Origin of the sequence: Tsukamurella conjunctivitidis, assembly GCF_007858475.1 — a bacterium.
In the GTDB taxonomy this organism is placed as follows: Bacteria; Actinomycetota; Actinomycetes; order Mycobacteriales; family Mycobacteriaceae; genus Tsukamurella; species Tsukamurella conjunctivitidis.
In genome coordinates this window covers 1-12,570 of sequence record NZ_VIGX01000036.1, presented here as the reverse complement: position 1 = coordinate 12,570, position 12,570 = coordinate 1, and the positions used below count along the sequence as shown (strand labels likewise).

Annotated in this window: 9 protein-coding genes and 1 pseudogene; 5 read left to right on the top strand and 5 right to left on the bottom strand. The window is 74.4% G+C overall.

Going from position 1 to position 12,570, the window contains the following annotated elements; all coding sequences use genetic code 11:
* A pseudogene (locus tag FK530_RS24080) lies at window positions 1-310 on the bottom strand (DUF4407 domain-containing protein); the annotation flags it as partial.
* 169 nt (window positions 311-479) lie between these two features.
* On the opposite strand from FK530_RS24080, the gene FK530_RS24075 reads away from it, so the two are divergent.
* Genes FK530_RS24075 through FK530_RS24055 form a run of 5 tightly spaced genes read left to right on the top strand, consistent with a single transcriptional unit; the run spans window position 480 to window position 4,020 of the window.
* A complete protein-coding gene (locus FK530_RS24075) occupies window positions 480-770 on the top strand; it encodes a YiaA/YiaB family inner membrane protein (RefSeq protein ID WP_146489395.1) in 291 nt (96 codons plus the stop codon).
* Window positions 771-827: 57 nt separating this feature from the next.
* Window positions 828-1,466, top strand: a complete 639-nt coding sequence (locus FK530_RS24070) for a TetR/AcrR family transcriptional regulator (RefSeq protein WP_146489394.1) — start codon at window positions 828-830, stop codon at window positions 1,464-1,466.
* The gene (locus FK530_RS24065) at window positions 1,463-2,707 is read left to right on the top strand and encodes a glycosyltransferase (protein WP_146489393.1); all 1,245 of its coding nucleotides are present in this window, start codon (window positions 1,463-1,465) and stop codon (window positions 2,705-2,707) included. The genes FK530_RS24070 and FK530_RS24065 overlap by 4 nt, the downstream gene beginning before the upstream one ends.
* The gene (locus FK530_RS24060; protein WP_146437441.1) at window positions 2,700-2,969 is read left to right on the top strand and encodes a F0F1 ATP synthase subunit C; all 270 of its coding nucleotides are present in this window, start codon (window positions 2,700-2,702) and stop codon (window positions 2,967-2,969) included. Before FK530_RS24065 ends, FK530_RS24060 begins: the two co-directional genes overlap by 8 nt.
* 7 nt (window positions 2,970-2,976) lie before the next feature.
* Window positions 2,977-4,020: a zinc-binding dehydrogenase gene (locus FK530_RS24055; protein ID WP_146489392.1), complete on the top strand. Its 1,044-nt coding sequence runs from the start codon at window positions 2,977-2,979 to the stop codon at window positions 4,018-4,020.
* Here the strand turns inward: FK530_RS24055 and FK530_RS24050 are convergent.
* The 4 genes from FK530_RS24050 to recC form a co-directional block, all read right to left on the bottom strand.
* Window positions 4,017-4,898, bottom strand: coding sequence for a hypothetical protein (locus tag FK530_RS24050; protein WP_146489391.1), 882 nt, complete (start codon window positions 4,896-4,898; stop codon window positions 4,017-4,019). The two genes, FK530_RS24055 and FK530_RS24050, sit on opposite strands and share 4 nt — an antisense overlap.
* Window positions 4,895-6,697 (bottom strand): exodeoxyribonuclease V subunit alpha, encoded by a 1,803-nt coding sequence (gene recD / locus FK530_RS24045; RefSeq protein WP_146489390.1) that lies wholly within the window; start codon window positions 6,695-6,697, stop codon window positions 4,895-4,897. The genes FK530_RS24050 and recD overlap by 4 nt, the downstream gene beginning before the upstream one ends.
* Window positions 6,694-10,047, bottom strand: a complete 3,354-nt coding sequence (locus FK530_RS24040; RefSeq protein ID WP_146489389.1) for a UvrD-helicase domain-containing protein — start codon at window positions 10,045-10,047, stop codon at window positions 6,694-6,696. The genes recD and FK530_RS24040 overlap by 4 nt, the downstream gene beginning before the upstream one ends.
* A partial coding sequence (gene recC / locus FK530_RS24035; RefSeq protein ID WP_146489388.1) for an exodeoxyribonuclease V subunit gamma occupies window positions 10,047-12,570 on the bottom strand: 2,524 nt, incomplete at its 5' end. The genes FK530_RS24040 and recC, both read right to left, overlap by 1 nt.

The following is a 12,570-nucleotide window of genomic DNA, read 5'->3' as shown; positions in this document are numbered from 1 at the left end:
GGCGGGTCGACGCCTCGGTGACCGCGGTATCGGGCGCGGCGCGGTCGGCGACTGCGGCGTCGAGATCCGCCTGCGCGGCGCGCACGGCGGGCGCCGTCGCGGCGGAGCGCTCGGCGTCCGCGCGCAGCCGATCCTCGATCGCGCCGTTCAGCGCGAGCATCGACACCAGCTCGCCCACGACGAGCCCGGCGAGGACCAGCACGAGCACCCGGCTCGGCAGGGCCGCCCGGCGGCCGGGCCCCGCCACGGCGACGCCGATCGCCGCCGTGACCAGCGCGGCGAGGACCGCGAGTACCAGGACCGTCGTCATGCCGCCTCCTTCGCCGCGATAGAACTGAGTCGATCGTCTCTCACAGAAGAATCGCAGCCACGCGCCCTCCCCGCCCAATCCTGTGGCCCCTTTCACAGCCGGAAGTACCCACCGCGACCGGGTAGTTCTACACATCCGCCCAGGTCACGTACGCGGCAGGCTTGTGACCATGACCACCACAGCACCGGCGCCCAAGCCGACAGCCGCCTTCTTCGTCCAGTCCGCGATCGCCTTCGCCGTCTCGTCCGGCAGCCTCCTCGTCGGCGCCTTCTACCTGCCCATCGACGCCTGGCAGCGGGGCTTCCTCTTGGTGGGCGCCCTGTTCCTCATCACCAGCACCTTCAACCTCGCGAAGGTCATCCGCGACCAGCAGGAGGCGAACAGCGTCCGGGTGCGCGTCGACGAGGCGCGGATCGACAAGCTCATGGCCGAGCACGATCCCCTGCGCGGCGTAGCCTGACCTGCACGAACCCACCGACCCTGGACACCTCTAGACCGCACGGTCTATGTTTAGACCATGCGGTCTAGAGATACGTTCACCTCCGAGCAACGGCGGGCCCAGCTCGTCGACGCGGCCATCGCCGTCATCGCCGAGCACGGCTATCCGGCGGCGTCGGTCGCGAAGATCGCCGAGCACGTCGGCATCGCGAAGTCCGTCGCGCTCTACCACTTCCGGACCAAGGACGAGCTCGTCGCCGCCGTCACCGTCGCGGTCTTCACCACCGCGGCCGGCCACATCGTCCCGGCGATCGCGGCGGCGGACACGGCCACCGACAAGCTCGCGGCCTACATCCGTGGCAATGCGACGTTCCTCGCCGAGCACCGCGCCGAGACGGTCGCCCTGCGCGAGATCGCCACCACCTACCGCACGCCGGAGGGACGTCGGTTCGACGAAGCCGTCACCGAAGGCACCGCGACGAACCCGCCGCAGGGCGACCTCGCGCTGCTCGACCCCGCGGCGATCTTCGCCCTCGGCGTCTCCAGCGGCGAGTTCCGCGCCGACCTCGACCCGGTCCGCGCCGGCTCCGCGCTCCGCGGCGCCCTCGACGGCGCGGCGACCGACCTGGCCCGCCTCTCCGCGGTCGGCGTGACCTACGACCCGGTCGCGTACGGCGAGACCCTGGTCGACATCTTCACCCGCGGGGTCCTCGCATGAGGGCCGCGATTCTGGCCTTCGGCACGCGCGGCGACGTCGTGCCGCTCACCGGCCTCGCCCGACGACTGCAGTCCGACGGCGCCGACGTCGTCCTCGCCGCCCAGGAGCCCTACCGCGGCGAGGTCACCGCCGCCGGCGTCGAGTACGCGCCCCTGCCCAAGGACACCCGCGCCGAGACGCTCGCCTCGCCGGCCTCGCAGGCCCTCGTCGACGGAGCCGCGATGCGCCCGTCGAAGGAGTCCCTCGAGGAGATGCGCGAAGGACTGCGCGGCGTGGGCCAGGCGATGGCGCAGGCCGCGAACGGCAGCGATCTGCTGCTGCTCGAAGGCCCCGTCGGCGCGCTGCTCGGCCGGCACGTCGCCGCCGCGCTCGGCGTGCCCAGCGCGGGCGTGATGTTCCAGCCCGCCTCCCCCACCGGCGACTTCAGCCCGCCCGCCCTCGGCGTGCGCTCCTACGGGCGGCTCGGCAACCGGTTCGTCTGGTGGGCCGGCGGCTTCGCCGAACGCGTCTACGCGCCCGTGATCGCCGAGCTGCGCCGCGACCTCGGGCTACCGACGAAGCCCTCCCGCGCGGAGCGCACCCGGGACTGGCCGGTCCTGTATCCGTTCAGCGAGCACGTTCTTCCCCGCCCGGCCGACTGGCCCGCGCACCTGCGCGTGACCGGTTACCTCCGCCCCGAGCCGGTGGGCGCGCTCGGACCCGAGCTGGAGGCCTTCCTCGCCGACGGTCCGCCGCCCGTCGCCGTCACGCTCGGCAGCACCGCGACGGCGAACGGCGCGGCGATCTCGCAGACCCTCGCCGAGGCCACGGCCGCGGCCGGGGTGCGCGCCGTCGTCCAGCGCGGCTGGGCCGCGCTCGAACCGGTCGGCGACCACATCCTCGTCGTCGACGAGGTACCGCACTCCCTGCTCTTCCCCCGCTGCGCCGCCGTGGTTCATCACTGCGGTGCCGGGACGACCGCGGCGGCCCTGCACGCCGGCGTCCCGTCGGTCCCGGTTCCCGGGATCATGGACCAGCCCTTCTGGGCTCAGCGGCTGCACCGCCTCGGAGCGGGCACCGCGCCGCTCCCCCGCCACGCGCTGACCGCCGACCCCCTCGCGGCCGCCCTGCGCGCCGTCGCCGAGCACCGTCCGGCGGCGGAGCGCCTGGGCGCGACCCTGCGCGCCGAGGGCGGCGCGGCCCGCGCCGCCGCGGCGATCAACGACCTGTTCCATCCGAGTCAGGAGTCCAGTCATGGCTGATCAGAACCTCGTCAACGCGATCATTACCGCCGGAGCGCTCGCGGGCGGCGGCCTCATCATGGCCGGTGGCGCGATCGGCGCCGGCATCGGCAACGGCACCGCGGGAGCGAAGCTCGTCGAGGGCATCGCCCGGCAGCCCGAGGCGGCGTCCCGGCTGCTCCAGCCCTTCTTCATCACGGTGAGCCTGGTGGAGGCCGCCTACTTCATCAACCTCGCCTTCATGGCCCTGTTCGTCTTCGCGACGCCGGTGTACGCCGGATGATGGAGCCATGACCTCCACGATGCGCGCGCAGCGATTCCACGCCGACACGAAGACCATCACCGTCGAGGACGTGCCGATCCCCGAGCCCGGCCCCGGCGAGGTGCTGGTGAAGGTCGCGTTCTGCGGCATCTGTCACTCGGACCTGAGCCTGATCAACGGCACGTTCCCGGCGATGCTGCCGGAGGTCACGCAGGGCCACGAGGCCTCGGGGACCATCGCGAAGCTGGGCCCCGGCGTGACCGAGTGGGCCGAGGGCGACCGGGTGATCGTCGCCGCCGGCCGGCCGTGCACCACCTGTCCGAACTGCCGGCGCGGTAACTTCGCCGACTGCACGCAGGTCAAGATCATGGCCTTCGCCTACGACGGCGCCTGGGCCGAGTACACCGTCGCCCAGGCGGCCGGGCTCACGCGCGTCCCGGACAACGTCCCGCTGGAGCAGGCCGCGATCCTCGCGGACGCGGTGTCCACGCCGTACGGCGCCGTGGTCCGCACCGGCAAGGTCGGCGTCGGCGAGTCCGTCGGCGTCTGGGGCCTGGGCGGCGTCGGCACCCACGTCGTGCAGTTGGCGCGGCTCGTCGGCGCGGCGCCGATCATCGCGGTCGACATCAACCCGGAGGTCCTCGAGCGCGCCCTGGAACTGGGCGCCGACCACGCCTTCGACTCGCGGGACGAGGACCTCGGGGCGAAGATCGCGGAGGCCACCGGCGGACGCGGCCTCGACGTGGCCTTCGACGCCGTCGGCCTCAAGGCGACCTTCGAGCAGGCGCTCGGCCAGCTCACGGTCGGCGGACGCCTGGTCTCCGTCGGGATGAGCGATCAGGAACCGACCGTCGGGTCCACGACGATGCTCGGGCTGACCAAGAAGCAGGTGCTCGGCCACCTCGGGTACAAGAACGCCGACATCGAGACCCTCGCGACGCTCGTCTCGCTGGGACGGCTGGACCTGTCCCGCTCGATCAGCGGCATCGTGCCGCTGGAGGACATCGCCGCCGGGATCGAGCGGCTCGAGCGCCACGAGGGCAACCCGATCCGCCTGCTCGTGCAGCCCTAGACCACCGCGGCGAGGTCCTCGCGCAGCGAATCGAGCGCGGGCGTGGCGCGCGGCGTCATGGCGCGCCAGGCGTCGAGGATGCGCAGGCTCTGGTCGGCGTGCCGGACGAAGTGGTTGCCCGCGAACTTGGGGAAGTCGAAGGGCGCGGACCGGCACAGCTGCCGCAGGACCGCGCGGACCACGATCGGGGGCGGCGTGAGGACCGGCAGCCCGACGTCGGCGCGCATGGCCTCCGCCATCGCGCGCCCCGGTCGCTGCAACCGCCGCAGGAAGGTGGGCCAGTCGCCGTCGGCGATCGCCAGCTCGGCCGCGTACGGCACCATGAGCACGCCCACGGCCGCCGCGGCCTTCGCGGGCGCGCGCCCGATCACGGTCGGGTATTCCGCGGCGAGGCGCTTGGGCAGGTCCCGCGGAGAACCCTCCACCGCCACCGCGGAGAGAGCGGGGGTCAGCGGCGGCACCCAGTACTCGGCGCGGGTCTCGGTGCCGCGGGAGGTCGCGAAGGAGAGCAGGCCCGGCGCCAGCGTGACGACATCGGCCTCGGGGAAGGTCCGCTGGGCGATCGCCGCGTCACCGATGACGGGGCTGGTGACGCCGACGACCGTCGGCCGGGCCGCGACCAGCGCGCGCACCGTCGCGCCGTCCAATTCACCGGGCGCGGCGGTGAGGATCAGCAGGTCGACGGTGCCCGGCTCGATGTCCGCGTAGCGGACCACCGGTACGTGCCGTACCTCGCCGGCCGGACCGACGGCGGTGAGAACGACGCCGTCGCGGCGGGACGCGGCCCGGACCTCGGCACCGGCGCCCGCGAGCAGTGCACCCGCCGCCGCGGCCACCGCCCCGGCACCCTGGATCAGGACCCGCCTGCTCTCGGTCATACCCCAGCGTCACCCCGCAGGCCGCTCGCCCGCAACACCTGCCGTTCGACGCCGGCGCGCAGCGCCTCCTCGCCCCCGACCAGCCGCACGCGCTGCCGGGCGCGCGTGATCGCCGTGTACAGCAGCTCGCGGGTCAGCAACCGCGAGTCGGCGGGCGGGATCACCACCGAGACCGCCTCGTACTGGCTGCCCTGGCTCCGGTGGATCGTCATGGCGTACACGGTGCGCACCGCGACCAGCTGGTTCGGGTACAGCAGCGCGACGTCGCCGCCGCGGGCGAACGCGGCCCGCAGATCGGCCGGGTCGCCCTCGTGGGCGATCACCACGCCGACGTCGCCGTTGTAGACCTTGGTGTCGTAGTCGTTGGCCGTGACCAGCAGGGGCTGGCCGGCGTACCAGCCGCCGCCACCGCGAACCCCCGCCCACTCCTCGGCGAGCTGCGCCCACCGGGTCACGCCCGACGGTCCCTCCGAGTGCGCGCACAGCACGCGGTGCAGCTGAACTCCGGTCGCGGCCTCGGCCGCGAGGCCGCGCTGAGCGGCACCGACCGTCACGGCGCTGGCGCGCTCCACGTCCGCCCGCAGCCCGTCGAGGTCGTCGGGCTCGCACCACTCGATGGCGCCGTCGCCGCCGGCGCGCGCCAGCTCGACGACGCGGTCGGCATCGCCGCGGCGAACCGCGTCCGCCAGATCGCCGAGGGCACCGGCGAACCGACGGCCGCGTCGCAACCGCACGACGCCGCGCGCGGCGTCCGCCTGCTCGGCCCCGTCCAGCCTCGCCTCGTCATTCCCGGTGCGCGCCGCTTCGTCCGCCAGCAGGGCCTCCAGCTCGGGCGACGGGGCCGTCGTCACCCCGCGAGCGACGAGGTCGCCGAGGACCGCGCCGGCGTCGACCGAGGCGAGCTGGTCCGGGTCGCCGACGAGGATCAGGCGCGCCTCGGGCCGCAGCGCCTCCAGCAGCCGGCACATGATGGTGAGCGAGACCATGGAGGTCTCGTCGACCACCACCACGTCGTGGGGCAGATGGTTGGTCGCGTCGTGCCGGAACCGGCTGGCGTTGCCGGGTTTGAAGCCGAGCATGCGGTGGATCGTCTGGGCGGGGATGTCCCGCGGCAAACCGAGCATCGCCCCCTGCGCGCGCACCTCGCCCGCGAGCTGCGCCGCCGCGCGGCCGGTGGGCGCGGCGAGGCCGATCCGCAGATCGGGACCGTGCTGATCGAACAGCAGCGCCAGGATCCGCGCGACGGTGTAGGTCTTACCGGTACCCGGACCGCCGGCGAGCACCGTCGTCTGCCCGAGGACCGACGCGGCGGCCGCGAGCCGCTGCCGGTCGGGGCCGGTCTCGGGGAAGCGGGCCAGCAGGCCCTCCCGCAGGCGTGCGGCGTCGACGCCGGACGCCGCGCCGGAGCGCGCGTCGAGGATCGCGCGGACGGTCTCCTCCTGCCGGTGGTACCGATCCAGGTACAGCAGCTCGTCTCCCACGAGCCGCAGCGGCCGCAGCGGGCCCGACGCGGCACCCAGCACGAGCGGGCTGCGGCGCAGTGCCGCCAGCACCGCGGCGTCCTCGGGCCACGGCAGGGCGGCCACGTCGACCTCGTCCTCCCCGTCGACCGCGACATCCCGGAGGCGGGAGAGCTCCAGGCACACGGACCCCAGGCGCACGGCGCGGGTGGCGAGCGCGGCGGCGAGGAGGACCGCCTCGTCGGACTCGCCGCCGAGGCGCCCGAGGGTGGACGCGACGTGGACGTCCGCCGGGCCGAGGACGCCTGCGTCGGCGAAGGTCTCGAGCAGAGTACTCATGCCGCTCCCCCCGCCAGCGCGTCCGACACCGCGACGACGAGCGCCGCGGGCGGGTGCCATTCGAAGACGCCCGCGCCGGGCGGACCGTCGGGACCGATCATGGCGCGCACGAAGTGGTACTGGATCACGCCGAGGTGGGTCTGCGGCGCGTAGCCGGGCATCCGCCAGGACAGGAAGCGGTGCAGCGCGACCGAGTACAGCAGCGCCTGCAGCACGTAGTGCGAGGAGATCATCTCCCGCGCCATCGCCTCCGCCGTGTAGTCGGCGGTGGTGAGGTCCCCCCGCGCGAGCCGGTTGGTCTTGTAGTCGACGACGGTGAAGCGCGGGCCGTGGGGCGTCGCGACCCGCAGCACCGAGTCGATGCTGCCGGTGAGGTAGCCGCGCAGTGCCGCGCCGGGCACCTCGCGCAGCCGCTCCGCGTACGGGGCGAGCGGATCGCCGGGGGGCAGGTGCTCGTCGAGGAGGTCCGCGATCGCGGTGAGCGTCGCCGCACGGGCGTCGTCGTTCTCCGCGAGCGGCAATTCGAAGTCCAGCTCGGCGAGGTGATCGCCGGGCGCGATCTCGGCGAGGGTCAGGTGTGCCAGGTCGCCGGTGCCGAGCGGCGTGTGCAGCACGGCGACGAGCGCCGCCGCGACCTCGGCCGGATCGTCCGGGGTGGCGCCGAACTCGGCCGCCTCACGGCAGCGGGCCAGCACTTCGGCGGCCAGGTCCGGCGCACCGGTGTCGACGTGCTCGAGGATCTCGTGCACGAGCGTGCCGAAGACCGCGCCGCCCGACAGTCCGTTCATCAGCGACGACGGAGCACCGTCCGCCGCGGCGGGCGCGAGCATCGGCTCGTCGGTCGGCTCGTCGTCGGTGACGGAATCCTCGGGCTCGCTGCCCGTATCGAGCGCGGCATCAGCGGGGCCGTGCGCGGCGTCGGCGACGAGCGCCGAGTAGCTGGTACGCCGCCAGGTGGGGTCGATGCGGCGCACGGCGCGGCCGAGTTCGAGGGCCGGGTAGGTGCGATCGTCGGGACGCCACGCCGCGGGCGCGGGCGCGGACGGGTCGACCGCCTCGATGGACACGGCCGCCGCGACGGGCGCGGCCCACTCGCGCAGCTTCGGGGCCACGTCGGCGTCGCGGGGGATCGGCGCCTGATCGGCGGGGATGCGGCCGCCTCCCACCTCGGAGAAGAGCAGCCGGTGCAGCGGCGAGCTCCGGGTCGTGGTGCCGGGCGCCCACCACAGCACGAGCCGGGACTGCGCGCGGGTGGCGCCGACGTAGAACAGCCGCAGTTCCTCGCCCGCCGCCTCCTTCTGCGAGACGGCGTACCGCTCCGCGTAGCCGGGCGCGTACTCGCCGCCCACGTCGATGAGGCGGTCTCCCCTTTCGTCGTGGAAGACGAAGGTCTTCTTGCCGCCGAACGAGCCGTCGTCCCAGCCGAAAGGCAGGTAGACCACCGGGAACTGCAGGCCCTTACTCGCATGCACGGTCATCAGCTGGACGGCGGCGGTGTCCGTCGCGAGGCGCCGCGCGGGGTCGGCGGTTCCGCCGAGCCCGGGGTCGGCGATGCGGTCGGCCAGCCACCGGGTGGCCGCGCCGAGTCCGAGGCCGAGCGTGACCGTGGCGTGCTGAACCAGCTCGGCGACGTGCCGCAGGTCGGTGAGCATGCGCTCGCCACCGACGCGGCCGAGGAGGCGCTCGTCGAAGCGGGAGCGGGTGGCCAGCGCGTCGAACATCGCCGCGAATCCGGACCGCGCGAAGATCCCGGCCAGGGTCCGCAACCGCCCGCTGATGGCCGAGACCAGCTCGTCGCCGCGCTCGTCGAGGTCGCGGGCGGTGAACTCGAACAGCGGCGTGAGGGCGGCGAGGCGGGCCCGGTCACCGCGGCCGGGGTTCTCCAGCGCCTGCAGCACCCGCAGCCAGTCGACGGCGGCGGCCGTGGTGAAGACGCTGGCCCCGCCCGCCGCAACGGCGGGCACGCCGTGATCCTGCAGGAGTGCCTGGAGCTCGGCCACGTGGGCGTTCTTGCGGACCAGCACAGCGATGTCGCCGGGGCGCAGCGCGCGGCTCTCGCCCGGGCGCACCTCCAGTTGTTCACCCGCGGTGAGCGTTCGGGTGACGTCCGCTGCCGCGTCGCGCAGGACGGCGGGGCGCACGTTCCGCACGTAGGGGATCCCGGACTGGGTCTTGGGACCCAGTCCGTTGGAACCGAGGTGACGCAGGCGCAGCGGCGGGCCCCCGGGGAGCCGGGACTCCGCGCGGTGCGCCTCGACGGCCCCCGCCACGATGAGGGGATCGCCCAGCGCGACCTCGCCGTAGAGGTGCTGCAGGGCGTCGACGAGCGGCGCGTCGGAGCGGTGATTGACGGTGAGCGCCTGGTGCCGGTCCGCCGCTTCGGCGGCGCTGAGGTAGCTGTAGACCTCCGCACCACGGAAGGCGTAGATGGCCTGTTTGGGGTCGCCGACGAGGACGAGCGTGGCCGTGCCGTGGAAAGCGGCGTGCAGGATGTCCCACTGCACCGGGTCCGTGTCCTGGAATTCGTCCACGAGGACCACCGAGTACAGCGCCCGCAGCCGGGCGCACGCGCTGTGCCCGTGCGACCGGTCCGTCAGCGCGTCGCGCAGCAGACCCTGCAGGTCGTCGTAGTCGCGGAGCCGACCCATCCGCTTACGGCGGTCCACTTCGCGGCGGACGGCCCGGGCGTAGTCCACCCGCAACGCCGTCTCCGAGCCGGGTTCCGCGTCGGCGGGGGTGATCTCGGCCCGGGGATTCGCGACCACGGTGCGGGCGTAGATGAGTGCGTCCGGCAGCGGGAAGGGCGCGCGCTCGCGGCCGGCGAACATTCCGAGGTAGACGTCCTCCGCGACCTCCTGGACCAGATCGTCGACGTCCTCGACGAAGACGGCGCCGGGTTCGAGGTCGCCCGCGAGCCCGAGCGCGTCCAGCATGCGTTGGCAGAAGCCGTGGGTGGTGGTGATCGTGGCGGCGTCGAAGTCGGAGAGAGCGGTGACCAGCCGACGGTGCCGGGCGGCGATCTCGCCGGCGTCGCCGGTGGCGAGGTGGCGGATCAGCTCGTCGCCGGACGCCGCGGCCGCGGCGGGGTCGCGCAGCGCCCGCTCGACGGACAGCAGCCGGGCGCGGGCGCGCTCGCGCAACTCCTGCGTGGCGGCCCGGGAGAAGGTGATGAGCAGCATCTCCCCCAGCTCGGCGACGCCTTCGGCGACGTAGCGCGCGAGCAGCCCCACGATGGCGTAAGTCTTGCCGGTGCCGGCACTGGCCTCGAGCACCGTGGTGGTGGGCCCGGCGGGCAGCGGGCCCGTCAGCTCGAAGGGGGTCGCCCCCAGGACGGGCTCGCGGGTGCTCATCAGCTCATCTCCTCGTGCGCGAGGATCGGTACCCACAGGCGCGCGGCCAGCGCTCCGAACCGCGTGCCGGCGCGTGAGAACTCGGCCTCTGCGCCCTGGGGTGGGCCGAGCGCGTCGTCGAAGGCACTCTCCCCCAACGCGTACCGGATCGACCGATCCTTCCCGTCGCCGAAACTCCCCTCGAACTCCGCCCGCGCGGCCTCGAGCGCCTGCTGCCCCGGTGCGCCGGCCGTGCCGCGCTCGACGTAGACCGTCGACGCCGAGGGGAACAGCGGCAGGGGCTCGCGCAGGCCGCGATCCCGCAGGTCGACGAGTTGGCGGAGCACCGCGACGGGATCGGGCGGTACCCGGAGCCGGGAGGTGAGCACCCCGCGGTACCGGGCCCGGCCGATCGCGACGGCGGAAGCACCGTCGTGCCCGCCTCCCGCGAGTGCCAGCAGCGCGATCCACGCAGCGACCCGGTGCTTGGGCGCGAGCCGCGAGAAGGACGCACGCACCACCCCGTCGGGCCGGACCGCCGGCACCGAGCCGACGAGCCGTCGCCCGTCCCCGATGTCGACCGCCACGTCGACGGTGGTCGCGGCGCCGGTCATGAGCGGCGCCGCGACGCGGGCGAGCTCGGCGACGGTGGCCCCGATGTCGGCCAGCACCGCCGAGCCCAGAGCGAACGGCGGGAGCGTGCCGCGCCGCACCTCGGCCGCGGCGAACCTCTCCGGCGGTACCCCGGCCAGCGCGGACGCCAGCATCCGCTCGCCGATGTCCCACTTCTGCAGGCCGTCGGGCGCGATGGTCAGCGCCTCCGCGAGTTCCTCGTCGGCGTCGGGGACGGTGAACCCGAGGCGCTGCCGCAGGAAGGCCCTGACGGGGTGCTCGCAGAACCGGACGAGGGCGTCGAGGTCGACGTCCTCGACGACGGAGGCGGCGAGCGGCTCCGTGAGGAAGGGCGCGGGGGGCGCGGGCGCGCGCAGCGCGGCGACCGCACCCGCGTACGCCGCGGGATCGAAGGAGAACGGCGTCTGCTGCCCGAACGCCGCGGGATCGAAGTTGACCGGGTCGAAGGGCTGCAGCGGGTGCCGGAACTCGAGCCCGTCCGCTGCGGGATCGCTGAGCAGGGCCTGCGTGGCGTCCCGCAGCTCCGAGGCGGGCACCGCGGGCGGGCGGCGCGTGCCCTTCACCGGGTCGGCGCCGGTGTAGAAGACGAGCAGCCGGTCCGTCGCGCTGGTGACGGCGTCGAGGAAGAGCTCGCGGTCCTCGGCGCGCGGGTCGCGCTCGCCGACGCAGGGGGTGCGGCCCAGCACGTCGTCGCCCGAGTAGCGGGTGGAGCGGGGGAAGACCTCGTCGTCGAGCCCCAGCAGCACGACGACCCGGTGCGGCACCGACCGCATCGGCACCAGCGTGCACACCGTGAGCTCGCCGGTGCGGAAGTTCGCCCGCGTGGGCTTGGCGGACAGCCGCGAGGCGAGCATCGCCCGGACCTCGGTGAGGGTGAGATCGCGGTCGGCGCCGTCGCGGAGCGCCGCCGTGATCTCGCGCCCCGCCTGGGTCACCTGCCAGGAGTCGGCGGCGGGCACAGCCCCCACCTCGCCGATCAGCCGCTGCAGCGATTCCGCCCACGCGCGCGCGGATCGCCGGCCGCGGCTGTCGGCGGCTGCGCGGGTGAGCACGTCCTGGAACTGCGCGAACCGGCCCACGAGATCGATGTCGGTGGAGTCCACATCGTCGAGCGGCAGCCCCAGGCCCAGCCATTCCCCTGCGGACTCGTCCGCGACCACCCCCAGAACGATGCGGTCGAGCGCCGTGGCGAGCGTGTTCTGGGGGAAGCCGCCGAGGCCGTAGCGCTCCCGGCCAGCAGCGTCCAGCCCCCAGCGGGCGCCCGACGGCCCCGCCCAGGCGCGCAGCCGCTCGATGTCGGAATCCCCGAACCGGTACCGCCGGCGTACCGGCTCCGTCGCGGCGAGGTCGAGCACCTGCGCGACAGTGGCACGGCCGTCGGCGATCTCCAGCACCGTGACCAGGGCGTCGAGCAGTGGATTGGTGAAGCGCAGCGCCCGGTCCGCCAGCCGCACGCGCAGCCGCTGCGCCGGATGCACCTGCTCGGTGCCCGGGAGCGGCTCCGGAGATGCGGCCCCGACGACGGCCTGCCCGAATGCGGAGCGGATCAGCGGCGCGTAGGTCTCGATGTCGGGGCAGGTCACCAGAACGTCGCGGGGCTGCAGGGTCGGATCGTCCTCGAACAGCCGCACCAATCGCTCGCGGAGCACCTCGATCATGCGGGCGGGGCCGTGACAGGCGTGGAACTCGACGGAGCCGTCGGGCGTGTAGTCCCCGGAGAGCGGCGTGTCCTCGGCGACCGACGCCTGCAGCGCGCCGAGCACCGTCGCCGGGCGGGCGGGTGCGGCGTGATGGACGTCCGCGCCCGCGATGGGCGCGATCCGCTGCTGCAACTCCCGCGCCTCCCGCCCGAGCGAGGCGAGCAGCGGATTCGTCGCCGGCGCCTCCGGGCTGCGCGGCGCCGGGCCGTCG